Below are 24,465 nucleotides of genomic sequence, written 5' to 3'. Positions count from 1 at the left end.
TCTCCACCGGCTCAGAACGTGTAGGTCGCTTCCAGGGCGAAGCGGCGGCCGAACAGCTGGTAGCCGCCATCGTCCTGGTTGGCGAGCCGGTTGCGCTTGTTGTCGCTGTAGGCGCGCAACGGTTCGTTGGTCAGGTTGCCGACCTGGAACTTGAAGCCCAGGTGCTCGCTGTAGCGCCACGCCAGGCTCAGGTCCACCGTGCCTTCGCTCTCCAGTCGCGCCAGCCGCGCCGCGTTCCAGCCGTACACCACGGTGTAGGGGCTGTGGTACTTGTAGCCGATCCGCGCTTCGAACTTGCTGTTGTTGTACCAGAGGTCCAGCGTGCCGGTGTTGCGCGCCAGACCGCTGAGCGGCAGCGGATTGTCCGCCGGCGAGAACTCGTGCAGGTTGGATTCCACGTACGAGTAGTTCGAGTAGATGCCGAAGTTCTCCATGTGCGGGATGAAGAAGAACGGGGTCTGGAAGGTCAGCTCGGCACCGTTGATGTAGCCGCCGCCGCCATTGAACGGACCGCTGATCAGGTAGTCGCGGCCGTCGATGGTCTCGTGCTGGGTCTTGTAGCCGATGCTCGAATCCACCCACTTGCGGTACAGCGCCAGCGCCGCCAGCGCTTCCTTGTGGAAGTACCACTCGTAGGACAGGTCGAGCTGGGTGGCGCGGAACGGATTGAGCTGCGGGTTGCCGCCGCTGCCGGTGAGCTGGCCGACGGTGGTGTTGGGGTCGTCGAGCGCGCGCCCGGTGCGCAGTTCGTCCAGCGGCGGCCGCGCCATCACCTTGGCCACCGACACGCGCAGGATGCGCTCGGGATCGATCAGGAAGTTGACCGTGGCGCTGGGCAGCACGTCGGTGTAGGTCTTGCCGGCGCTGCTCGGCTGCACCACGCCGCCGACGGTGTCGTAGCCATGGCTGTCGGTGTCGGTGTGGACCACGCGCACGCCGGCGTTGCCGGTGACGTCGACGCCGAACCACTGCGTACTGAACACCGCCTTGGCGAAGGCCTCGCGCACGTTCTCCTCGACGTTCCAGTGATCCAGACGCTGCTCGGTGGCCAGGTTGGGATCGAAGCCGCCGAAGCCGAGCTTGGCGATCGCGTCCAGGTCGCCGCCGGTCAGGGTCGGCACGTTCAGGTCCGGCATCGTCACCGGATAGATCAGATCCTGGTAGGCCGAGATCGGCTGGCTGTAGCCGGACTGGAAGCTGGTGAAGTGGCGGTTCTGTTTCTCGCGGCGTGAGGCGCGCGCGCCGAATTCCAGCGCGGTGACCGGCGAATCCTCGATCGCGCGGCTCGCGCTCAGCGCCAGCGCGGCGATGCGGTCGCGCAGCGCCTGCGGCTCGGTCTGGCCGCTGATGCCCCATTCCGGCGCGTCGGAACTGGTGCTGATGGTGGGGGTGACGCCGTGGCGGAAGTCGAACGACACCGTGTCCGGGTTGCTGCCGAAGCGCACCGCGCGCCAGTCGTTGTCGCGCTTGGCCTGCGAGAACGACAGGTCGCTGCCCAGCGTCCACACGTCGCCGCGCCACTTGGCGTTGAGGCCGCCGGCTGCCAGCGTCTTGACCTCGTCGTAGCGGGCCACGACGTGGTCCACCTGCAGCTTGGAATTGGCCAGGGTGCCGGCGACCACGTCGCCATCGACGATGGTGTAGGACGAGCCAGGCGTGGTGTACGGATTGCTGGCCGAGTAGATGCTGTAGCCGAGGTTGTTGAACCAGTTCTGGCGCTGGTCCTCGTCGATGCGGATGCGCGAGTACAGGCCGTCGAGCTTGAGTTCCAGGTTGCCCGAGCGCCACTGCACGGTACCCATGGCGCCGGTGCGGGTCTGTTCGGTGAGCTTGAGCTGGTCGGCCGCGCCCCAGGGGGTGTAGTCGACCTTGCCGTCGCCATCCACATCGCGCGCGTTGCTGGCGTCGGTGTAGCCCCAGCTGCCGATCGAGACGCCGGCGTTCTTCTGCTTCTGGTAGGTGGCGCCGAGCGCGACCGCCAGGTTGTCGTTGATGCGGTGGATCCAGCTCGCGCCCAGGCGCTGGCCCCACGGCGAGTAGTCGCGCGCGTCCTTGGCCTCGTCGTAGTAGACCGGGCCGCCGGTGGCGACGAAGGTCGGGCCGGTGTGATCGAGCGGGTTGATCGTGGAGATGTCCACGGTGGCGGCGATGCCGCCGGCGATCAGGTCCGCCGACGGGGTCTTGTAGACCTTGACGGTGGAGACGATCTCGGTGGGGAACACTTCCCAGCGCACCGCGCGGTTGGGTTCGGAGGACGCGATCTCGCGGCCGTTGACCGTGCCCATGGTCATGCGCGGGCCGAGGCCGCGCACCGTGGCCAGGCTCTCGTTGCCGCGGTCGCGGGTCCCGTTGACGCCGGGCAGGCGCACCAGCGCCTCGGCCACGGTGACGTTGGGCATCTGCCCCATGTTGTCGGCGGAGATGACTTCCACCACGTGGTCGTCGAGCTGCTTGGCCTGCACGGCCTGTTCCAGGCTGGCGCGCTGGCCGACCACCATCACGTTGTCCAGGGTGACCGGTTGCTGGCCGGTCTTGGCGTCGGGCTTGGCGGGTGGCGTGGCTGCCGGATCGGCGCTGGTGCTCTGCGCCTGCGCGGCGAAGCTGCCGGACAGGGCCAGGACGATGGCCGCGCCCAGCAGGGTGCGGGCGGCAGGGCGGTGCGCGCGCCGGCCGACCGGGCGACGGGACTGTTCCAAAGGCATTTTTGTTCCCTCCCAGGACAAAAAGTGACCGATCAAATTGGCGTGGACCGGAAAGCCCGGTCCTGGAGGAATCGGCAGGGCGTCATGCAGGGCTGCAGGCTGTCCCGATCGCTGTCCTCGATGGCGTGTCTGTCGACGTGGCGGGGCGTGCGTGGCATGTCCGCTGGCGGCGCCGCGGACATTCCCCGTCCGCTGCCTTGGCGCGCGAGAGACCAGAAACGAGGATAGAAGCGACAGGCATTCCATTCCAATGAAGCATTTGCCGAGGGCTATCTCGTTTTGGAATGGATATCGCGCGCCGCGTCTACCGTCGCCCACGCCAGGCTCAGGCCGCGGTGGATGGGGCTTGCAAGCCGAGCAGGGCGGCTGCCGCGGCACCCAGGCTGCGTTCGCGGTGGCGCAGGGCATGGAAGGTGCGTTCGCCCAGGGCCACGGCGAGGGGCTGCAGGCGGCCGCTCTCCAGCCACGGCGCCGCGGCCAGCTGCGAGATCGCCGCCAGGCTGCGCCCGGCCTGCACCGCCGACAGCACCGCTTCGTTGGAGGGCAGGGACAGGGCCACACGCAGGCGCTCCGGGCCGATGCCGGCATCGCGCAGCGCCGCCTCGAACGCCGAGCGCGTGCCCGAGCCGGGTTCGCGCATGATCCAGGTGCTGTCGGCGACCAGTCGTGCCAGCCCGGGGCGACGACGCCCCGCCAACGGATGGTCCGGCGCGGCCACCACGCGCAGCCGGTCGTGGTCCAGCGGCGAACTCAGCAGTTCGGGGGCCTGCACGCGGCCCTCGACGAAGCCCAGTTCGGCGCGGCCCTCGCGCACCGCGCGCGCCACGCTGTCGGTGTTGCCCACGCTCAGGCGGATCTCGATCTGCGGATAGCGCGCATGGAACACCATCAGCCGGGTCGGCAACCAGTAGCTGGCCACGGTCTGGCTGGCGTGCAGGTCGAGGGTGCCGCGCAGCACGCCACGCCATTCGCTCAGCGCCAGTTCGGCCGCACGGCTGCGCGCCAGGATCGCCTTGGCGTCGGCGCAGAACGCCGCACCGGCCGCGGTCAGCACCAGGCCGCGGCCGACCCGGTCGAACAGCGCCACTCCGTACTGCTGCTCCAGCGCCTTGATCGCGGCACTGGCGGCCGACGGCGTGCGGTGCGCGGCCTGCGCACCCAGGGTCAGGTGTTGGCGCTCGGCCACCGCCACGAACAGCGTGAGTTGTTCCAGGGTCATGCGAAGACCGTTCGGAAAGATCGAATGAAATGTGCGCCATTATGCGATGGATCGAAACGGTCTGCGGGCGCAACCTGCGGTCACTCGATCCGGATCGCTGCCATGCGCACCCAACTGCACAGACCTTCCACCTTGCTGCCCGGCCTGGCCCTGGCCATCGCGGTGGCGGCGCTGGCCTGGCTGGCCGAGCGCGCGCAACTGCAATGGCTGGGCCGGCGCTGGATCGACGCGCTGGTGTTCGCGATCGTGCTCGGCACCTTGCTGCGCACGGCGTGGCGCCTGCCGCCGTCCACGCACGCCGGCATCGCCTTCGCCGCCAAGCTGCCGCTGGAACTGGCCATCGTGCTGCTTGGGGCCTCGGTCGGGATCGGCGCCATCGGCGCGGCCGGCGGTCTGTTGCTGGGCGCCATCGCCGCGGTGGTGCTGCTGGCGATCGCCATCGGCTACGGCATCGGTCGCGCGCTGGGCCTGCCGTCGCGACTGGCCACGCTGGTCGCGTGCGGCAATGCGATCTGCGGCAATTCGGCGATTGTGGCGGCGGCGCCGGTGATCGACGCCGACTCCGAGGATGTCGCTGCAGCGATCGCCTTCACCGCGGCGCTGGGCGTGCTGGTGGTGTTGCTGTTGCCGCTGGCGGTGCCCGTGCTGGGCCTGGACCAGCGCCACTACGGCATCCTCGCCGGCCTGACCGTGTACGCGGTGCCGCAGGTGCTGGCGGCGACCGTGCCGGTGGGCGCGCTGAGCGCGCAGGTCGGTGCGCTGGTCAAGCTGATGCGGGTGCTGATGCTCGGGCCGGTGATGTTGCTGCTGGGGCTGGTGCGTGATGGATCGCCGACGCAGCGGCGCCCGGCGCACGCGCTGGTGCCGTGGTTCGTGTTCGGCTTCGTCGGCATGATGGGCCTGCGCGCGCTGGGTGTGCTGCCGGCGTCGCTCATCGAAGCGGCGCAGTCGCTGTCGCTGCTGTTCACCTTGGTGGCGATGGCCGCTTTGGGACTGTCGGTGAATCTGCGCACGGTGCTTGCGTCCGGCGGCCGCGTCTTGGCGGCCGGCACGCTGTCGCTGCTGGCGCTGGCCAGCCTCAGTGTGCTGTTGCTGCGCTGCTTGCCGTAGGCGTAGGCGCCGCAGTCCACGTGCATCTGCAGCATTTCGCATCGCCTGCACCCTCGTTCAACCAAGCGCTCACGAAAGGCCGCGGAGCATGGCGATACCTGCCATGCAAAGGAGATTGTCATGCGTCATTCCCGTTCCGCGTTCTCTCTGGCGCTGATGTCGGTTCTCGGCGTCGGCCTTGCGCATGCGCAGACCGATACGTCCGGCCAGGCCGGCAGTACCGATCCCGGCGCCATGCAGCAGCAAACGCCGTCGACCTCTGCCGCGCAGACGTCGACCGGCATGCAGGGCGCGCAAGGCGCGCGCGCGTCCGCACTCGACGAAAAGCAGGCGCTCGGCGTGCTGTCGGCGATCAACACCAGCGAGATCAACGCCGGCAACCTGGCCTTGCAGAAGCAGGTCAAGGGCCCGGTGCGCGACTACGCCATGCTGATGGTCAAGGAGCACTCGGACAACAACGCCAAGATCGCGCCGTGGGGTCCTGATGCGAAGGCCGCACCGGCGCAGCAGCAGATGCAGCAGGCCAAGGCAGAGGCCGGCAAGCTGCAGGCCCTGGACGGTGATCGCTTCGAGCAGGCCTACGTCATGGCGATGGTCAAGGATCACCAGGCCGCCCTGCAGATGCTCGACAGCACCCTGATCCCCGCCGCGAAGACCCCGGACGTGGTCGCGCATCTGCGCACCACGCGCACGCACGTGGCCGAGCACCTGGCCAAGGCGCAGCAGTTGCAGAGCGCTGGCGCGCCATCGGCGGCGCCGACCCGCTGAGCGTCGTGCGGGTCTCGGCCGCCATGCCGAGATCCGCGCTTTCATGAGTCGCGCCTCTTCTTTGGCCAGCGTGTGGCAGGTCGGGCCGCGATCAGACTTCCTGAGCCCGGTATCTGGCGTGCCTGGTTGCCGTGTCTGCTTGCGGTCCATCGGCTGCACAACAGCATCAAGAGCGCGTGCCGCTGTCGAACGGTGTAATAGTCTCCGCGCAGGCGGCGGCCTAAGGTAGCGGCCATCTTCCTCCGCATCGCCGCCGGGTCGCCCCATGGGACACGATCACAGCCACGCCCCCACCGAAATCCGCCACGAGCAGCCCCTGTGGTGGGCGCTCGGTCTCACCGCGCTGTTCCTGGTGGTGGAAGTGGCCGGTGCCTTCCTCACCAACAGCCTGGCGCTGCTGTCGGATGCCGCGCACATGGCCACCGACACGCTGGCGCTGATGATCGCGCTGATCGCGGTGCGGCTGAGCCGGCGCCCGCCCGATGCCAAGCGCAGCTATGGCTACGCACGGCTGGAGGCGTTGGGCGCGCTGGTCAACGGCGCGCTGCTGTTCGTGGTGGCCGGCTACATCCTGTGGGAGGCGGTGCAGCGCTTCCGCCAGCCGCAGGAGATTGCCACCGTCGGCATGCTCGGCATCGCCGCGTTCGGCCTGCTGATCAACCTGATCTCGATGCGCCTGCTCAAGGCCGGCAGCGGCGAGAGCCTCAACATGAAGGGCGCGTACCTGGAAGTGTGGAGCGACATGCTCGGCTCGGTCGCGGTGATCGTCGGCGCGCTGGCGATCCGCGTCACCGGGTGGAAACTGATCGATCCGATCCTGGCGGTGCTGATCGGCCTGTGGGTGTTGCCGCGGACCTGGGTGCTGCTGCGCGAGGCGATCAACGTGCTGCTGGAAGGCGTGCCCAAGGGCGTGGACCTGGGCGCGGTGCGCGGCTATCTGCAGGCCGCGCCCGGCGTGGCCAGCGTGCACGACCTGCACGTGTGGGCGCTGGCCTCCAGCACGCCGGCGCTGACCGCGCATGTGGTGGTCGCCGACGGCGGTGACGCCGATGCCGTGCGCGCCGCGCTGTGCGATGGCCTGCATGCGCAGTTCGGCATCGATCACATCACCCTGCAGATGGAAGCCGGCCATTGCGGCGCCACCCCGTGCGGCACGCCGGCGGCGGGCGAGGGTGGTGGTCACGATCATCACGGGCATGGTCACGAGGACCACGATCACGATCATGCCCATCCCGCACATGGGCACGGCCACATGCAGGGGCATTCGCACTAGCAGCACTGCTGCGTAACGGCGTTCGTGCAGGTGCGGCGTTGTTCTGGTTTGGGATTTGTCGTCCGCGCGCACCTGGAATGCCGAGTGCGACTGAAGGGCGCCTGCAGCGACCTGCTTTCCCCACAATCAAGCTACGGGCAGCTTGCTTTGTGGGGATCACCTGTCATGCAGCCGCGCCGGGCGAAGCGGCCATGCTTTCCGATGGCGTAATGCGTCGGGACTGAAGTCCCTCCCACAGTACGCCCGGCGAATTCGCCGCAAGATCGCGTGGGAGCGGCTTCAGCCGCGACGGGTCTTGCCGGGAAACGCCCGCCGCGGCTGAAGCCGCTACCAAGGGGCGCGACCCGTCGTTATGGGAGGTGCCCTGACGCACGCTTACAGAGGGCTTGCGCGCGCCTCACACCACCGGTTCGCGCAACGCCGGCGACTCCCAACCCGGTCGCGGGGCGAAACGCTCGCCGTAGCGCGTGTGCAGGGCGCGCAGGCGTGCCAGCAGCACGTCGGCGCCGGCGGCGCGGATGTGCTGGATCGGGCCGCCGCGGAACGGGGCGAAGCCGGTACCGAAGATCACGCCGGCATCGAGCAGGTCGGCGTCGGCGACCACGCCCTCGTGCAGGCAGGCCACCGCTTCGTTGAGCAGCGGCAGGATCAGGCGGTCTTCCAGGTCGTCCGGTGCACGGTAGTCCTTGGGTAGTTCCGGCTTCTTGGCGCGGCCGTTCTCCCAGGCGTACAGGCCCTGGCCGTCCTTCTTGCCGCGCTTGCCCGGCTCCACCGTCTGCAGCGCCGCCGGGATCGGCAGGCCCAGGAACGGCGCCAGTTCGGCGCCGACGCCGGCGGCCACGTCCAGGCCCACGGTGTCGATCAGTTCGATCGGGCCCAACGGCATGCCGAACTTGACCGCGGCCTTGTCGATCGCCGGGCCGGGAATGCCTTCGGCATAGGCGGTGGCCGCTTCCAGCATGTACGGGAACAGCACGCGGTTGACCAGGAAGCCCGGGGTGCCGGCGACCGGCACCGGCAGCTTGTCGATCGCCTTGCAGAACGCGGCCAGCCGCTTCTGGTTTTCCGGCGCCAGGCCGTCGTGGCAGACGATCTCCACCAGCGGCATCTGCGCCACCGGGTTGAAGTAGTGCAGGCCGCCGAACTGCGCCGGGCGTTGGATGTGCTCGCGCAGTTCGGTCAGCGGGATCGAGGAGGTGTTGGTGCTGAGCAGCGCAGTCGGCTGCATGCGCGGTTCCAGCGCCTGGTACAGCTCGCGCTTGGCCTGCGGGTTCTCGATGATCGCCTCGATCACCAGATCGGCGGTCGGCACGCCGTCGCCGGCCAAATCGCCCTTCAGGCGCGCCGCCACCGCCGGGCGCTTGCTGTCGTCCTTGACCCGCTTGGCGAACAGCTCGCCGGCGCGGCTCAGCGCGCCGTCGATGAAGCGCTGCTCGCGATCCTGCAGGGTCACCTCGAAGCCCTTGTAGGCCGACCAGGCGGCGATGTCGCCGCCCATCACCCCGGCGCCGACCACGTGCACGTGGCGGATGCCGTGGTCCTTGCCGCCCAGCGCCTTGAGCCGCTCGGTGAGGAAGAAGATGCGGATCAGGTTGCGCGCGGTCGGGGTGCTGGCCAGCTTGACCACCGCCTTGCGCTCGGCGTCCAGGCGCGCCTGGATACCGCTACCGCCGCTGCGTTCCCACACCCCGATCAGCGCATACGGCGCCGGGTAGTGTTCCTTGCGCGCCTTGCGCGCCACCTGCTTGCGCATCTGCGGCGCCAGCAGCTTGCGCGCCGGCCAGGTGTTGGTGGCCCAGGCGGTGGCGCGCTGCTTGAAGGGACGTGTGCTGCCGGACAGCGCCAGCGCCACGGCGGTATCGGTGAGCACGGCCGGCGCGGCGACCTTGTCGACCAGGCCCATCGCCCGCGCCGCCGAGGCCGACACGGTGCGCCCGGTGAGCATGAGGTCCATTGCCGCCGGCGCGCCGATCAGCCGTGGCAGGCGCGCGCTGCCGCCCCAGCCGGGGAAGATGCCGAGCTTGGTCTCGGGCAGGCCGATGCGGGTGGCCGCATCGCTGGAGGCGACGCGGTAGCGGCAGGCCAGGGCGATCTCGGTGCCGCCGCCCATGCAGAAGCCGTGGATCGCCGCGACCGTGGGGCAGGGCAGTTCGGCCAGTTTCTGGAAGGTGGCCTGGCCGCGGCGGATGGCGTCGTTGACGGTGCCGCGGCGGTCGAATTCCTGGAATTCCTTGAGGTCGGCGCCGGCGATGAAGCCATTGTCCTTGGCCGAGCGGATCACCACGCCCTTGGGCGGATCGATGGCGATGCGCTCGAGCAGATTGCCCAGCTCCAGCAACACGTCCTGCGACAGCGCATTGACGGGCGCGTCCTGGCGGTCGAGGCTGAGCACGACGATGCCGTCGCCGCGGATGTCCGCTTGCCAGTGACTGAATCGGAGCCCGTCGAAGCCTGAAAGCATGGGGAGGACCATCCGCTTGTGTATGGAGAAGATCGTTATCATCCAGAGGTTGTTTCCGTCGCGTCAAATCCCAATCCAGGGGAATTGAGGCGCGTCCCGCGACCGCTGGCCTTGCGCCAGCCTAACGGAACGCCGGTTAACGTCGTGGGGCGGCGATCCGCTGAGGGGCGCTGAACTTTTTTCCGAATTGGCGGTCAGAGGGTCCGACGTAGGTTGGGCTGACAGGAGTGCGGCCCGCTATGGCCGATGTCGAAACACCCCAGGAGCTGGACCTTGAACTGGTCCGGCGTGTGCAGCGCGGCGAAAGCGCGGCGTTCGATGTGCTGGTGCGCAAGTACCAGCATCGGATCGTCGGCCTGATCGGGCGCTACATCGCCGACTGGAGCGAATGTCAGGACGTGGCCCAGGACACTTTCATCCGCGCCTACCGCGCGATCGGGAGTTTCCGCGGCGACGCCCAGTTCTCCACATGGTTGCACCGGATCGCCGTGAACACCGCCAAGAACTACCTGGTCGCGCACAACCGCAGGCCGCCCACCGACGACGTCGATGTGCTCGATGCCGAGCAGTTCGACAGCGGCACCCGCCTGCGCGACACCGACACGCCCGAACGCGAGTTGATGCGCCAGGAGCTGGAACGCACGGTGATGAAGGCGGTCGACGCCTTGCCGGAAGAGTTGCGTACCGCCATCACCCTGCGCGAGGTGGAGGGCATGAGCTACGAGGACATCGCGCAGAAGATGCGCTGCCCGATCGGCACCGTGCGTTCGCGGATCTTCCGCGCCCGCGAGGCCATCGACGCCGAACTCCGTCCCCTGCTGGATACCGACAGCGCCACCCGTGAGCGACACCGCGTATGACCGATAGCACGCCCTTTCCCAAGCCAGTGCCGGCGCCCGACAGCACAGCGCCGGACAAGTTCGAGCTGCACTACCGGCAGCAACTGTCCGCGCTGATCGACGGCGAACTGCCGGCCGACGAGGCGCGCTTCGTGCTGCGCCGGTTGCAGCACGACGAGGAACTGTCCGGTTGCCACGAGCGCTGGCAGCTGTGCGGCGACATCCTGCGCGGCCGCGTCAGCGTGCCGGCGCCCAGCGATTTCAGTGCCCGCGTGCGCCAGGCGGTGGCCGCCGAAGCGCAGCAGGCCGCGCGTGCCGATGCGGCCAGCGCCGCCGGCAAGCGCCGCAACTGGCGCTGGGGCGGCAGTGCGGCCCTGGCCGCTTCGGTCGCGCTGCTCGCGCTGTTCATGACCCAGCGCCTGCCGCAGACGCCCGAGGCGTTGGCGCCGGCGCAGGTCGTCGATGCCACCGCGCCGCAGGTCCCGGCGCCCGCGCCGGCACCGGCACCGGCCGATCCGCAGGGCGATCTCGCCGCAGCCGTCGCTGCCGCGCCGGCGATGGCGATCGCCGCCAATCGTCGCCAGGAGGCGGCCGCGGCAGCGCGACGCGAGGCCACCCGTAGCGAACAGGCCGCGCGCACCCGCAGCGTCCCGGCCGAGCGCGCCTATGCCGCAGCGGCGCCTACCAAACCGCAGGCCAAGGCGCCGGCGCAGACGCCGTTCGTTGCGCCGGTCGCGCCGCCGACGATGGTCGCGCAACGCGCCAGCGATCCGTTCGGGCATCCGGCGACGCCGCTGCAGGCCCGGCCGTGGCCGCGCTCGACGCTGCCATCCGCCGATGCCGGGAGCGAATTCACCGCCAGCTTCCCGCACAGCGGCGCGGACCCGGCGGCGTTCTATCCGTTCGAACCCCGATTGCCTGCCGACGCCGTGGCCAACCCGCCGCTGCATCCGTAGCCCTGACCCCGCGCGCCGGCAGGCGTCCGTGCCTCATTCCGGCGCGTGGTCCCCGTTGCTTCGTCCCCTCGTTGTTCCCCTTCCCGAACCGGAGGCTTGCGTCCGATGACTCACCGTATCCGCCACCATCTGTTGGGCCTGCTGGCGCTGACCGTGCCGCTGGCCGCCTGCGCGCAGCAGCCCAGCCCCAGCGCCGCCAGCGCCCCGCCGCCGGCCGCGCAGGCCGCGCCGGCGCCGCAGCTGGTCGGCAACCTTCCCGACTTCACCCGCCTGGTCGAGCAGGTCGGTCCCGGCGTGGTCAATGTCGAGACCACCATCAGCCGCCGCGCCGCGGCCGCACGCTCCGGCGGCGGCATGCCCGACGACGACCAGATGCCCGAGTTCTTCCGCCGCTTCTTCGGCCCGGACGGCATGCCGGGCATGCCCGGGCAGCCGCGCGGCGGCGCGCCGGATGACGATGGCCCCGCCGGCCGTTCGATGGGCTCGGGCTTCATCATCTCGCCCGATGGCTACGTGCTGACCAACCACCACGTGGTCGACGGCGCCAGCGAGGTCAAGGTCAAGCTCACCGACCGCCGCGAGTTCACCGCCAAGGTGGTCGGCAGCGACCAGCAGTACGACGTGGCGCTGCTGAAGATCGACGGCAAGAACCTGCCGACGGTGCGCATCGGCGACTCCAACCTGCTCAAGCCCGGCCAGTGGGTGGTGGCGATCGGTTCGCCGTTCGGCCTGGACCACTCGGTCACCGCCGGCATCGTCAGCGCCACCGGCCGCAGCAACCCCTACGCCGACCAGCGCTACGTGCCGTTCATCCAGACCGACGTGGCGATCAACCAGGGCAACTCCGGCGGCCCGCTGCTCAACACCCGCGGTGAGGTGGTCGGCATCAACTCGCAGATCTTCTCCGCCTCCGGCGGCTACATGGGCATCAGCTTCGCGATCCCGATCGACCTGGCGATGAGCGCGGTCGAGCAGATCAAGAAGACCGGCAAGGTCAGTCGCGGAATGCTGGGCGTGACCATGCAACCGAACATCAGTGACGTCGAGGCTAAGGGGCTGGGGCTGCCGGACACGCGCGGTGCTCTGGTCAATGGTGTCCAGCCGGGCACTGGTGCGGCCAAGGCCGGTATCGAACCCGGCGACTTCATCGTTGCCTTCAATGGTCAGAGGATCAACACGCGCGAGGATTTGCCTCCGTTGGTGGGCATGTTGCCGCCTGGAAGCAAGGCGCGCGTTACGATCGTTCGCGATGGCAAGGAGCGGGACGTCATGGTGACCTTGAGCGAGCTGATTGCCGACGATGGAATGTTGGGTCAGCAACTGCCTGGTCGCGCCGGGGCGGCGCCTGCGCCACAGGCGGCTGAGGGCACCGCGCTGGGCATCAGCGTCCAGGAGATCCCTGCGCAAATGCGCCAGAAGCTTGGATTGGAGCCCGACCAAGGCGTGCAAGTGGCGCAGGTCAGCAGTGCGCTTGCGAGAAAGTCGCAATTGCGACCTGGCATGATCGTGCTGCAGGTCGGGCGGGTTCCGGTTTCCAGTCCGGCTCAATTCCACAAGCTCACGTCCGACGCTAAGAAGGGCGACGTGGTGATGTTGTTGGTGCGTGCGCCAGGTAGTCCGGCGAGTCAGTTCGTGGCCATCAGCGTGGAATGATCTCGCTGTCGTAATGCATTGCCTCTTTGGATGAAGAAAAACGCAGGGCTGGCACTCCAGCCCTGCGTTGGTTCTGGTGAGGCACGGTTCGTGATTGCGGCATCGACGCTATTGATCGCTGCGTGAGTCGATGCTTCTAGTCGAGTGTGCGCCTCGCCAAGGTCATGTCGCAGGTGTTTCTCATCAAGCGCATGTGCAGTCCACACGGCAGTACTTAACCCCATTCTCGACCCAGCAACAATAGTGGTCGCACCAATCCATCAATTTGTTGGGGGACGCAATGTACTTCTGAGATTTTCCGCTGTCGTTCTTTACCGGGCAAATTTTGAAGCTTTGCTTGGGCATGCCGCTGTTGCTGAAAGCCGAAGTCGGCCGGTGAGCGTCGTCGCCATTGTCCGATGGCGCTGCTGCCGCTGTGGCCAATACGCACCAAAGCGCTGCGATGCAAGCGATCGTGACGTTCTTGAAGAAAGTTGACCTTTTCATTTCATGTTCCTTTCGAAGAGGAAAGTGTCGACTGCCCAGTGCGATACCGGGCTGCGGTTTGCTACTTGAATTTTTCTGAAAAGTCAAGGTGTTAGCCTGTTTCGGCTATCCTGCCCGCCAATGCAGATGAGCGGTACTTGCGCGATGTGGTACATGGCGACATAGTTGATGTCTTTGCCGCTGGTTTTGTTGGCCGCCCACCTCATGTCCTCTGATTCGATGCGGAACATCCGCAACTTCTCCATCATCGCCCACGTCGACCACGGCAAATCGACCCTGGCCGATCGCATCATCCAGCTCTGCGGCGGCCTGCAGGCGCGCGAGATGGAAGCGCAGGTGCTCGACTCCAACCCGATCGAGCGCGAACGCGGCATCACCATCAAGGCCCAGTCCGTGTCGCTGCCGTACACCGCGCAGGACGGGCAGGTCTACCACCTGAACTTCATCGACACCCCCGGCCACGTCGACTTCTCCTACGAGGTCAGCCGCTCGCTGGCCGCCTGCGAGGGCGCGCTGCTGGTGGTGGACGCGGCGCAGGGCGTGGAAGCGCAGTCGGTGGCCAACTGCTACACCGCGGTGGAGCAGGGCCTGGAAGTGGTGCCGGTGCTGAACAAGATCGACCTGCCCACCGCCGACATCGACCGCGCCAAGGCCGAGATCGAGGCGGTGATCGGCATCGACGCCACCGACGCGGTCGCGGTCAGCGCCAAGACCGGGCTGAACGTGCGCGACGTGCTGGAGGCGATCGTGCACCGCATCCCGCCGCCGGTGCCGCGCGACACCGACAAGCTGCAGGCGCTGATCATCGATTCCTGGTTCGACAACTACCTGGGCGTGGTCTCGCTGGTGCGGGTGATGCAGGGCGAGATCAAGGCTGGCGACAAGCTGCTGGTGATGTCTACCGGCCGCACCCACCAGGTCGACAACGTCGGCGTGTTCACGCCCAAGCGCAAGGTGCTGCCGGCGCTGCGCGCGGGCGAGGTGGGTTGGGTCACCGCCAGCATCAAGGACGTGCACGGCGCGCCGGTCGGCGACACCCTGACCCTGGCCGGCGATCCGGCGAGCAAGCCGCTGCCGGGCTTCCAGGAAATGCAGCCGCGCGTGTTCGCCGGCCTGTTCCCGGTCGATGCCGAGGACTACACCAACCTGCGCGAGGCGCTGGACAAGCTGCGCCTGAACGACGCGGCGCTGCGTTTCGAGCCGGAAAGCTCCGAGGCGATGGGCTTCGGCTTCCGCTGCGGCTTCCTCGGCATGCTGCACATGGAGATCGTGCAGGAGCGCCTGGAGCGCGAGTACAACCTGGACCTGATCAGCACCGCGCCGACCGTGGTCTACGAGGTGCTGAAGACCGACGGCAGCATCATCAGCATGGACAACCCGGCCAAGCTGCCGCCGGTGAACATGGTCGAGGAGATTCGCGAGCCGATCATCCGCGCCAACATCCTCACCCCCGAGGAATACATCGGCAACATCATCAAGCTGTGCGAGGAAAAGCGCGGCAGCCAGATCGGCATCAACTACCTGGGCAGCCAGGTGCAGATCAGCTACGAACTGCCGATGGCCGAGGTGGTGCTGGACTTCTTCGACAAGCTCAAGTCGGTCAGCCGCGGCTACGCCTCGCTGGATTACCACTTCGTGCGCTTCGACGCCGGCCCGTTCGTGCGCGTGGACGTGCTGATCAACGGCGACAAGGTCGATGCGCTGTCGCTGATCGCGCACCGCAGCCACGCCGACCGCCGCGGCCGCGAACTGTGCGAGAAGATGAAGGACCTGATCCCGCGGCAGATGTTCGACGTGGCGATCCAGGCCGCGATCGGCTCGCAGATCATCGCCCGCACCACGGTCAAGGCGATGCGCAAGAACGTGCTGGCCAAGTGCTATGGTGGCGACGTCTCGCGCAAGAAGAAGCTGTTGGAAAAGCAGAAGGAAGGCAAGAAGCGCATGAAGCAGGTCGGCCGCGTGGAAATCCCGCAGGAAGCCTTCCTGGCTGTGCTGCAGATGGACAAGTAGCTGGGAGTCGTGAATAGGGAATGGGGAATGGAAAGAGCGCCTGCTCTTGCCTTCCCGATTCCCCGTTCTCCATTCCCGATTCCCATTCCGAAGGAATAAGAATGAAATGGTTTGAAATCGCGCTGGTGGTCCTGACCTTCGCCACCGGCATCATCACCCTGCTGGACAAGCTGTTCTTCGCCAAGCGCCGCGCCGCGCGGGCCGGGTTGCTCGACAGCGAGCCGGTGATCGTCGACTACTCGCGGGCGTTCTTCCCGGTCCTGGCGGTGGTGCTGATCCTGCGCAGCTTCATCGCCGAGCCGTACAAGATTCCGTCCAGCTCGATGATGCCGAACCTGCTGGTCGGCGATTTCATCCTGGTCAACAAGTTCTCCTATGGCTTCCGCCTGCCGATCACCAACCAGAAGATCATTCCGGTCGGCGAGCCCAAGCGCGGCGACGTGGTGGTGTTCAAGCCGCCGCACAAGCCGGACGAGAACTGGATCAAGCGCGTGATCGGCCTGCCGGGCGATCGCATCGGCTTCCACGGCGACACCCTGTACATCAACGGCACGCCGATGAAGTACAAGGTCATGGGCGAGTACGTCGGCAAGGGCAAGGGCGCGGAAATGACCGGTGCCACGCTGCTCACCGAGTATCTGCCGGGCCGCACCCACACCGAGCTGGAATGGATCGACCGCAACAATCCCGCCGGCCAGGGCGACTGGGTGGTGCCGCCGGGCAAGTACTTCGTGATGGGCGATAATCGCGACAACAGCGAGGACAGCCGGTTCTGGACCCAGACCCATTTCCTGCCCGAGGAGAACCTGCGCGGCAAGGCGTTCCTGATCTGGCTCAATTGCGAAGGCTGGTTTTGCAGCGGCAGTTTCGATCCGTCGCGGATCGGGACGACCATTCAGTGACTTGCGTGAGGGGAAGCGCGATGAAGCACAAGCAAAGTGGCATGACCTTGACCTCGTTCGTGATCGTGCTGGCGGTGGTCGGATTCTTCGTCTACATCGGCATGAAGCTGTTCCCGATGTACATGGAGTTCTATGCGGTGCGCTCGGCGATGAAGGGCCTGGCGACCGAAGCCGGCAGCGCCGAGATGGACCCGTCGCAGGCCAAGGCCTCGTTGTTCCGGCGCCTGGACATCAACAACTCGGACAACGTGAAGCCGGGCGACGTCACCTTCGAGCGCACCGACACCGGCGTGAAGATGCACGTGGCCTACGAAGTGCGCCGCCCGCTGATCGCCAATCTGGACGTGGTCGGCAAGTTCGACGCCACCCAGGACCTGACGACGCGTGGTGGCCAGTAAGACCATCCTGCGCGGTGACCGCATCGGTCACCGCTTTGCCGAGCCGCAGTTGCTGGCACAGGCGCTGACCCATCGCAGTGCCGGCGCACCGCACAACGAACGCCTGGAATTCCTCGGCGATGGCATCGTCAACCTGCTGATCGCCGAGGCGCTGTACCAGCGCTGGCCCAAGGCCGACGAAGGCGCGCTGACCCGCGCCCGCGCCGAACTGGTGCGCGAGGCTTCGCTGGCCGCGATCGGCCGGCAACTGGAACTGGGCGAACGCCTGACCCTGGGGCCGGGCGAGATGAAGTCCGGCGGCCATCGCCGCGACTCGATCCTGGCCGATGCGGTGGAGGCCGTGGTCGCGGCGATCTACCTGGACGCCGGCTTCGAGACCTGCCGCGCCACCATCCTGCCCTGGTTCGAGGCCGCGCTGGCGGCGCTGCCGGTGGGCAAGGTGGAGAAGGACGCCAAGACCCGCCTGCAGGAATGGCTGCAGGCCCGGCAGCGGACCTTGCCGGCCTACGAACTGATCAGCGAGACCGGCGACGACCACGCCAAGCTATTCCGGGTACGCTGCGTACTCGCCGAGCCCGCCCTGGTGACCGAGGGCGAGGGCACTTCGCGGCGCCTGGCCGAGCAGCAGGCCGCCGCCGCCGCCATCGAGCAACTGGATTCGAGCAAGTGAACGAACAAGCCACTCCCCCTTACCGCAGCGGCAGCGTGGCCGTGATCGGCCGCCCCAACGTGGGCAAGTCCACCCTGACCAACGCCCTGGTGGGCGCCAAGGTCAGCATCGTCTCCAATCGGCCGCAGACCACCCGGCACCGGCTGCTGGGCATCGCCAGCTTCCCGGCCGGCCAGTTGCTGCTGGTCGATACCCCCGGCCTGCACCGCGAGCAGAAGCGCGCCATGAACCGGGTGATGAACCGCGCCGCGCGCGGCTCGCTGGAGGGCGTGGACGCGGGCCTGCTGGTGATCGAGGCCGGGCGTTGGGACGAGGAGGACACGCTGGCGTTCAACGTGCTCAGCGACGCCGGCATCCCGGTGGTGCTGGTGGTCAACAAGGTCGACCGGCTCAAGGACAAGACCGCGCTGCTGCCGTTCCTGCAGCAGGTCAGCGAGGGCCGCAGCTTCGCCGCGGTGCATCCGATCTCCGCGCTCAAGCGCAAGGGCCTGGAGGCGCTGGTGCGCGACCTGCTGGCCTTGGTGCCGGAAGCGCCGCCGATGTTCGGCGAGGACGAGATCACCGACCGCAGCCAGCGCTTCCTGGCCGGCGAACTGGTGCGCGAGCAGTTGATGCGCCAGCTCGGCGAGGAACTGCCGTACGCGACCACCGTGGAGATCGAGCGCTTCGCCGAGGACGGCGCGCTGCTGCGCATCGGCGCGGTGATCTGGGTCGAGCGCGAAGGCCAGAAGGCGATCGTGATCGGCAAGGGCGGTACCCGCCTGAAGGACATCGGCGCCAAGGCCCGCCAGCAGATGGAACGCCTGTTCGGCGCCAAGGTGTTCCTGGAGACTTGGGTGCGCGTGCGCGAGGGCTGGTCCGACGACGAAGCCGCGCTGAAGGCGTTCGGGTACGGGGAATAAGCCGGGAATGGTGAATCGGGAATCGGGAATCGGATTTCCGCGCCTCCCGGACAATCATGGCGTGCGTAAGGGCGGCTTCAGCCACGTGCGCTCCCCCGGTAACGCCCGCCGCGGCTGACGCCGCTTCTACACGACGCTGGCTCCTTCCGTTCGTTGGACGATGATGCGGCCAGGGACGGCATGCTGTTCCATTCCCTATTCCCCACTCCCCATTCCCAGCCCCTGCAGCCTTGATCGAGCACGAACCCGGTTTCGTCCTGCACGCCCGGCCCTGGCGCGAGACCAGCCTGCTGGTGGAGGTGCTGAGCGTGCATCACGGCCGGCTCGGCGTGCTGGCCCGCGGCGTGCACGGGCCGAAGAAGCAGGCCTTGCGCGCGGCACTGCAGCCGCTGCAGTCGATCCGCTTCAGCGCGCAGCGCCGCGGCGAACTGGCGCAACTGCGCGAGGCCGAGGCGATGGATGCGGCGCCGCGGCTGAGCGGCGAGGCGATGCTGGCCGGCTTCTACATCAACGAACTGACGCTGCGTCTGGCGCCGCGCGACGATCCGGCGCCGGACCTGTATCTGGCGTACGCGCGGGTGCGCGCGCGGCTGGCCGCCGAAGCGCCGCTGGCCTGGTCGCTGCGCTGCTTCGAGCGCGACCTGCTGGAGGCGCTGGGCGTGGGATTCGACCTGCGCCACGACGGCGACGGCGACCCGATCGACCCGGCCGCGCGCTACGTGCTCGACGCCGAGCACGGGCCACGCCGGCTGCTGAGCGACCGCGGCCACGATCAACGCAGCGGCATGGCCACCGGGCGCGCCCTGCTGGCGCTGGCCGACGATACCGAACCGGCTGCCGAGGATCTGCCCGGCCTGCGCCGCGGCATGCGTGTGGTGCTGCTGCACCACCTCGGCGGGCGCGGCCTGAAATCCTGGGAAATGGTCGAGGACCTGGCGCGGCAGCGCAGCGCCAGCGCCGCGGGCATCGCGCCGGCGGTCGCCGATCCCGAGCCGCCGCAGGACGAGCCGCCGGGATCGGCTGCACCTGCGGCGATATCGGAGCCGGACGCCGAGCCGGATGCGCAGCGCGATCCGATGTCGATATCCACACCGGAAGCGTCGCCGCGGTCGCCGCCTTCCGCGGCGTCGTGAGTGCGGCGGATCGACGCCGCGAGCGCTGCCGCCACGCGGACACCCGAGTGAGCTGCGTTCGTCACACGCCCAACCGGGTGCGGCTTGCTCCGTAGAAGCGGTTCTTGTCCGTTCTTGCGGGGTCAGCGGCGACGGATTTTCCCGGTAACGCCTTCGCGGCTGGAGCCGCGCCTGCGGTCGCTTCCGTCACGACCACAGACCTCCACGCCGCCGCCCGTCGCCGCCGTCGCCACGCGGGGCCACGGCAGCGGCAGGCGCACTCAGCGCCAATCGATCCGCAGGCTCAGCGCCGCATTGCGTGCCTCGCCCAGCGTGTGCTGGTTCCAGTAGGTGCGATCGAACAGGTTGTTGATGTTGCCTGTCAGCAACGCGTCGTAGCCGCCCAGCGTGGTGGCGTACTGGAAGCCGGCCGCGGCGACGGTATGCCCGGGGATGAGCACGCGATTCTGATCCTCGTAGTAGGCATCGCCGGAGTAGCGCACGTTGCCGTGCAGGCTCAGGCCGCGCACGCCCGGCACGCGCCAGGTGGCATTGGCCAGCAACTGCCGGCGTGCAGCGCCGGCCGGGCGGTTGCCGCGCAGGGCCGCGTTGTCCGGCGACAGATCCTGCAGCCGCGGGTCCATCCACAGTCCGCCGACGCCCACTTCCAGATCCTCGGTCACGCCGACGCTGCCGATCACTTCCAGCCCGCGATACAGGGTCAGGCCGTCCTGGGTCAGGTAGCGCAGGCCGTCGCGGTAGGCGTCGATCTGCGCGCCGCGCTCGATGCGGAACGCGGCGGTGGTCAGCGCGAAGCGCCCGCTCTGCAGCTTGGCGCCCAGTTCGTACTGCTTGCTCACCGTCGGCGCCAGCACGCTGCCGGCGTTGGCATAGGCGGGCAGCGCATCGGTGCCGACGCGGCTGCCGGGCTCCAGCGCCTCCACGTAGCTGGCGTAGAGCGACACGTCGTCGATGGGCTTGTAGATCAGCGCCACGGTCGGGGTCGTCACCGAGGTGCGGTAGCCGCTGTCCACCGACGCGTCGCCATCCAGATCGCGTTGCTGGTAATCCACGTGGCGCGCGCCGAGGATGGCGCGCCAGTGGTCGCCGAACTGCAGGGTGTCGCTGACGAACACCGCCTTCTGGCGCAGGTCCGCGCTGACCGGCGCCAGGCTGTAGTCCGGTCGGCGGGTGGGGCGGAAGGACTGCGGGCGATACAGGTTGCCGTCGAAGTCGTTGCTCCAGTAGAACGCCTTGCTCCACTGGTCCCAACTGCGCTGCACCGAGGCACCGAACACCAACGCGTGCGTCACCGGACCGGTGTCGACGCGGCCGTTGACCAGCAACTGCACCACGCTGTTGCGCAGCACCGCACCGAAGTCGTAGGCGAAACCGGCGTAGTCGCCCGCTTCGTTCAGCAGATTGGCGAACATCTTGTGCGACGTGTGCCGGCGGCGGCTGCCGCCCAGGCTCAGCGCCGCACTCCAGCGCTCGTCGATGCGCCAGTTCAGGCCGGTGGTCGCGTGCAGCAGGGCGGTCTCGTAGTAGGCCCCGTCGACGCGGATCTTGTCGTAGTCGCTGGTGGGGCGGGGCAGGCGGGTGCCCTGGTAGGCGTCCCAATAGAAATACAGCGGCTCGTGCTCGAGCGTGTTGCGCTCGTGCACCAGTTCGGCATGCCAGGTCAGGCCCTCGACGATCGGTTGCTCGACCGCAAGAGCGATCGTCTTGCGGTCGATGCCCGCGCCGTTGTACGCGTCGCCGCGTTCGATGCCGGCGTTGAGCCGGTAGCCGAAGGAGTCGGCGCCGTTGGCACGGCCGCCCGCATCCACCTGCGCCGAGAACACGTTGTCGTTGCGGTAGCCAACCGTGGTGGCCAGCAGTGGCGTGTCGGTGGGGCGCTTGGTCTGGTAGCTGACGATGCCGCCCGGTGCGCCGAAGCCGTACATGAAGCCGCCCAGGCCCTTCAGCGCCTGCACCGATTGCACCGCTTCCAGCGGGAACTCGCCGCCCCATTCCATCAGCATGGGCACGCCGTCCACGTAGAAATTGCGCACGCCGATGCCGCGGATCTGCGTGCCCCACCAATTGGTGGTGGCCGGCGGCTCGGCCGCGAACACCGATGGATCGTTGATGAAGATCTGCCCCAGCGTGGTGGCCTGGCGCCGCGCGATCTCGGGTTCTTCGATCAGGCTCACCGAGAACGGCGTATCCAGCAGGCGCGACGTGCCCAGCGCGCCGACCGCCGCATCCTGCTGCAGGTCCAGGCTGAGCCGCTGGCCTTTGACCATGACCGTGTCCAGTTGCGTGGCCTCGGCCGATGACCCGGCATCGCGGGTGCCGTCACTGGCGGTGTCCTGGGCGCTGGCCGAGGTGGACGCGGCGGCCACGAGAGCGGCCAGCAGCGCGCGGGCGAGCACGCCCATGGCCGGCGCTGGCCGGTGGAATGATGTCTGAAACATGAGAAGGCCCCTGTTGCGTGTAGTGAACGGACGGGGCGATGGCTGGTCCGCAGATGTCGTCGGGGCGTTAATTTATTCGAGAACGAATCTTATTTGCAAGTTTCGCTATGTGGCGAGCGCCATGCGGACGCCGTCGTTGTCGTCACCGTCGCGAGACCGGATCGTGACCGCACGGGGAAGGGCGGCTGCCAGCCGGGACCGCCAGGGCAACGCTCGAGAAGCGCGGGTTGTGGCAGGTGGCGCCCCACGCCGACGCGTGGGAAGTGACTGGGAGCCATCCCCAATCTCCAATCCCGGCCTTCAGTGCAACAACGCCGCCACCGCCTCGCTGAACTGGTGGCGGGCCTGCGAAGAGGCCGGGTCGCCATGCAACTGGCGCACGGCCCGCGCCAGGCGGGCGGCGCCGACGAAGCCGCAGCTGGCCTGCAGCCGGTGCAGGTGGCTGCGCACGGCCTGGTCGTCGCTGAGTTGCAGGGCCGAGGCCACCGCATCGCGGGTGCCGGGCAGCTCGGCCAGGAACAGTTCGCGCAATGCGATCAAGTGCGCGCGCTCGCCGTTGAGCGCGGCCAGCGCGGTGGTCTCGTCCCAGTCCAGGGTCGGTTCGGCGGTCCCGGCGGTGCCGCCGAGGCGGCTGCGCGCGAGCAGCCGGCGCACCGATTGCAGCAGCCGTTCGGTGCTGAGCGGTTTCAGCAGCACGTCGGCGAACCCGGCGTCGAGCAACTGCGCGCGGACCGTGGCGCTGGTGTCGGCGGTATGCGCCAGCCCCAGGGTGCCGGGGCGTTGCCGCTGCAACTGGCACAGCAAGTCGCTGCCGCTGCCGTCGGGCAAGTTGGCGTCGATCAGCCACAGGTCGTGCGCCTGCGCCTGCGCGCGGGCGAGGGCGCTGGCGACGGAGTCGGCCAGGTCCACCTGGGCCGGCAGCGCTTGCAGCGTCGCGTCGAAGAAAGCGCGGCTGATCGGGTCGTCTTCGACGAGCAGCAGTCGCGTTACCGGGTCCTGGTTCGATGCCATGCTGATGCCTCCATGCGGCGTGGTCGCATCCCGCGCGGTGGCGCGCGTGCGTGCGCCACTTTGCCTCGCCGGCGCGGCAATCGCAAGCCGGCGAGGCCCGGCCCATCTGCGACAATAGCCGCCCTTTTCCGCCCGCAGCCTGTTGCCACGTGGCCCGATCCAGAAACCGTCTCGACCGCACGCCCTTCCAGACCGACATCGCCGACCTCAGCCACGACGGCCGCGGCGTGGCCCGCCGCGAGGGCGACAAGGTCGCCTTCGTCGCCGGCGCGCTGCCCGGCGAGACCGTCCTGGCCGAACCGACCGCGCGCAACCGCCACTTCGACGAGGCGCGCACCGTGCAGGTGCTGCAGGCCTCGCCGCAGCGGGTGACGCCGCGCTGCCCGCATTTCGGCGTCTGCGCCGGCTGCGTGCTGCAGCACCTGGCCGAGGACCAGCAGATCGTCGCCAAGCAGCGGGTGCTGACCGAGAACCTGGAGCGCATCGGCCACGTGACCCCGCAGGCGGTGCTGCCGGCGCTGACCGGCGCGCCCTGGGGCTATCGGCGCAAGGGCCGCTTCTCGGTTAGGCGGGTGGAAAAGAAGGACAAGACCCTGGTCGGGTTCCGCGAGCAGGATCCGCGTTTCGTCGCCGACCTGTCGGTCTGCCACACGGTGATCCCGCAGATCGGCTTCAAGGTGACCGCGCTGGCCGAACTGGTCGAAAGCCTGGACGGCAAGCGCGACATCCCGCAGATCGAGTTCATCGCCGGCGACGCCGCGGTGGCGCTGACCTTCCGACACATGCAGCCGCTGAGCGCGCGCGACCAGGACGCGCTGATCGCCTTCGCCCAGGAGCACGACTTCGCCATCTTCCTGCAGCCCGGTGGCGTGGACAGCGTGCACCCGCTGTATCCGCAGGCCGTGCCGCTGTCGTTCCGGCTGCCGCAATGGGACGTGGAACTGGCGTTCCGGCCGCTGGACTTCATCCAGGTCAACGCCGCGCTCAACGAGAAGATGATCGCGCACGCGCTGGCGCTGCTCGACGCGCAGCCCGACGACCGCGTGCTGGACCTGTTCTGCGGCCTGGGCAACTTCACCCTGCCGCTGGCGCGCACCGTGCGCGAGGTGGTCGGCGTGGAAGGCGACGCCGGGCTGGTGGCGCGCGCGCGGGACAACGCGCAGCGCAACGGCCTGGACAACGCCCAGTTCTTCGCCGCCGACCTGACCCAGGACCAACGGCAGGCGCCGTGGATGCGCCAGGGCTTCGACAAGCTGCTGCTGGACCCGCCGCGTTCCGGTGCGCTGGAGGTGCTGCAGCAACTGCCGCTGAAACAGTTCCAGCGCATCGTCTACGTCAGCTGCCATCCTGGCTCGCTGGCGCGCGACGCCGGCTACCTGGTCAACGAACAGGGCTTCGTGCTCAAGGCCGCCGGCGCGATGGACATGTTCCCGCACACCGCGCATGTGGAGAGCATTGCGGTGTTCGAAAAGCCGGGAATGGGGAATCGGGATTAGGGATTCGTCACAGCGGCTGCGCGCGCGGTTTAAGCTTT

General features: G+C 68.4%; 17 protein-coding genes and 1 pseudogene. 13 read left to right on the top strand and 5 right to left on the bottom strand.

Features of this window, described 5'->3' with window-relative positions; genetic code table 11:
- Positions 1-11: 11 nt before the first annotated feature.
- Both RAB70_RS18475 and RAB70_RS18470 read right to left on the bottom strand, forming a co-directional pair.
- Positions 12-2,702 (bottom strand): TonB-dependent receptor, encoded by a 2,691-nt coding sequence (locus tag RAB70_RS18475; protein ID WP_148828048.1) that lies wholly within the window; start codon positions 2,700-2,702, stop codon positions 12-14.
- 325 nt (positions 2,703-3,027) lie between these two features.
- A complete protein-coding gene (locus tag RAB70_RS18470) occupies positions 3,028-3,921 on the bottom strand; it encodes a LysR family transcriptional regulator (protein WP_148828049.1) in 894 nt (297 codons plus the stop codon).
- 102 nt (positions 3,922-4,023) lie between these two features.
- On the opposite strand from RAB70_RS18470, the gene RAB70_RS18465 reads away from it, so the two are divergent.
- From RAB70_RS18465 to RAB70_RS18455, 3 genes are all read left to right on the top strand, one after another.
- Positions 4,024-5,031: a YeiH family protein gene (locus RAB70_RS18465; RefSeq protein ID WP_148828050.1), complete on the top strand. Its 1,008-nt coding sequence runs from the start codon at positions 4,024-4,026 to the stop codon at positions 5,029-5,031.
- Positions 5,032-5,187: 156 nt separating this feature from the next.
- Positions 5,188-5,799, top strand: a complete 612-nt coding sequence (locus RAB70_RS18460) for a DUF4142 domain-containing protein (protein WP_148828058.1) — start codon at positions 5,188-5,190, stop codon at positions 5,797-5,799.
- A 265-nt stretch (positions 5,800-6,064) separates the two neighbouring features.
- Positions 6,065-7,072, top strand: coding sequence for a cation diffusion facilitator family transporter (locus RAB70_RS18455; RefSeq protein ID WP_148828051.1), 1,008 nt, complete (start codon positions 6,065-6,067; stop codon positions 7,070-7,072).
- Between the two features lie 397 nt (positions 7,073-7,469).
- Here RAB70_RS18455 and RAB70_RS18450 read toward each other — a convergent pair whose 3' ends face one another.
- Positions 7,470-9,533 carry a 3-hydroxyacyl-CoA dehydrogenase NAD-binding domain-containing protein gene (locus RAB70_RS18450; RefSeq protein WP_148828052.1) on the bottom strand — a complete coding sequence of 688 codons (2,064 nt, stop codon included), beginning with the start codon at positions 9,531-9,533 and terminating at the stop codon, positions 7,470-7,472.
- Positions 9,534-9,772: 239 nt separating this feature from the next.
- Here RAB70_RS18450 and rpoE point away from each other — a divergent pair, with 239 nt between their 5' ends.
- The 9 genes and pseudogenes from rpoE to recO form a co-directional block, all read left to right on the top strand.
- On the top strand, positions 9,773-10,393 hold the full coding sequence (gene rpoE / locus RAB70_RS18445) for an RNA polymerase sigma factor RpoE (RefSeq protein ID WP_148828053.1): 621 nt from the start codon (positions 9,773-9,775) through the stop codon (positions 10,391-10,393).
- Positions 10,390-11,328: a sigma-E factor negative regulatory protein gene (locus RAB70_RS18440; protein ID WP_148828054.1), complete on the top strand. Its 939-nt coding sequence runs from the start codon at positions 10,390-10,392 to the stop codon at positions 11,326-11,328. The genes rpoE and RAB70_RS18440 overlap by 4 nt, the downstream gene beginning before the upstream one ends.
- 105 nt (positions 11,329-11,433) lie before the next feature.
- The gene (locus tag RAB70_RS18435; RefSeq protein WP_170268115.1) at positions 11,434-12,981 is read left to right on the top strand and encodes a DegQ family serine endoprotease; all 1,548 of its coding nucleotides are present in this window, start codon (positions 11,434-11,436) and stop codon (positions 12,979-12,981) included.
- 705 nt (positions 12,982-13,686) lie between these two features.
- On the top strand, positions 13,687-15,477 hold the full coding sequence (gene lepA / locus RAB70_RS18430; RefSeq protein ID WP_017911613.1) for a translation elongation factor 4: 1,791 nt from the start codon (positions 13,687-13,689) through the stop codon (positions 15,475-15,477).
- 101 nt (positions 15,478-15,578) lie between these two features.
- Complete coding sequence (lepB, locus tag RAB70_RS18425) at positions 15,579-16,379, top strand: signal peptidase I (RefSeq protein ID WP_010340595.1); 801 nt, start codon at positions 15,579-15,581, stop codon at positions 16,377-16,379.
- 20 nt (positions 16,380-16,399) lie between these two features.
- Entirely contained in the window at positions 16,400-16,777 is a 378-nt protein-coding gene (locus tag RAB70_RS18420; protein WP_010340596.1) for a DUF4845 domain-containing protein, read from the top strand.
- Positions 16,767-17,447: a ribonuclease III gene (rnc, locus tag RAB70_RS18415; RefSeq protein ID WP_026143959.1), complete on the top strand. Its 681-nt coding sequence runs from the start codon at positions 16,767-16,769 to the stop codon at positions 17,445-17,447. Before RAB70_RS18420 ends, rnc begins: the two co-directional genes overlap by 11 nt.
- Positions 17,444-18,349 carry a GTPase Era gene (gene era, locus RAB70_RS18410; RefSeq protein WP_010340598.1) on the top strand — a complete coding sequence of 302 codons (906 nt, stop codon included), beginning with the start codon at positions 17,444-17,446 and terminating at the stop codon, positions 18,347-18,349. Before rnc ends, era begins: the two co-directional genes overlap by 4 nt.
- Before the next feature lie 230 nt (positions 18,350-18,579).
- Positions 18,580-19,296 (top strand): annotated as a pseudogene (gene recO, locus RAB70_RS18405) (DNA repair protein RecO); the annotation flags it as partial.
- A gap of 446 nt (positions 19,297-19,742) precedes the next feature.
- Here recO and RAB70_RS18400 read toward each other — a convergent pair.
- Together RAB70_RS18400 and RAB70_RS18395 are read right to left on the bottom strand one after the other, a co-directional pair.
- Positions 19,743-21,920 (bottom strand): TonB-dependent siderophore receptor, encoded by a 2,178-nt coding sequence (locus RAB70_RS18400; RefSeq protein ID WP_225851562.1) that lies wholly within the window; start codon positions 21,918-21,920, stop codon positions 19,743-19,745.
- 300 nt (positions 21,921-22,220) lie between these two features.
- Positions 22,221-22,937, bottom strand: coding sequence for a response regulator transcription factor (locus RAB70_RS18395; protein WP_192578913.1), 717 nt, complete (start codon positions 22,935-22,937; stop codon positions 22,221-22,223).
- A gap of 143 nt (positions 22,938-23,080) precedes the next feature.
- Here RAB70_RS18395 and rlmD point away from each other — a divergent pair, with 143 nt between their 5' ends.
- Entirely contained in the window at positions 23,081-24,427 is a 1,347-nt protein-coding gene (rlmD, locus tag RAB70_RS18390; protein ID WP_152181254.1) for a 23S rRNA (uracil(1939)-C(5))-methyltransferase RlmD, read from the top strand.
- Positions 24,428-24,465 lie beyond the last annotated feature (38 nt).

This window comes from Xanthomonas sontii (assembly GCF_040529055.1).
GTDB classification, from domain to species: Bacteria; Pseudomonadota; Gammaproteobacteria; order Xanthomonadales; family Xanthomonadaceae; genus Xanthomonas_A; species Xanthomonas_A sontii.
Note: the sequence above shows the minus strand (reverse complement) of the source record. Positions and strands in the feature narration are given on the sequence as shown.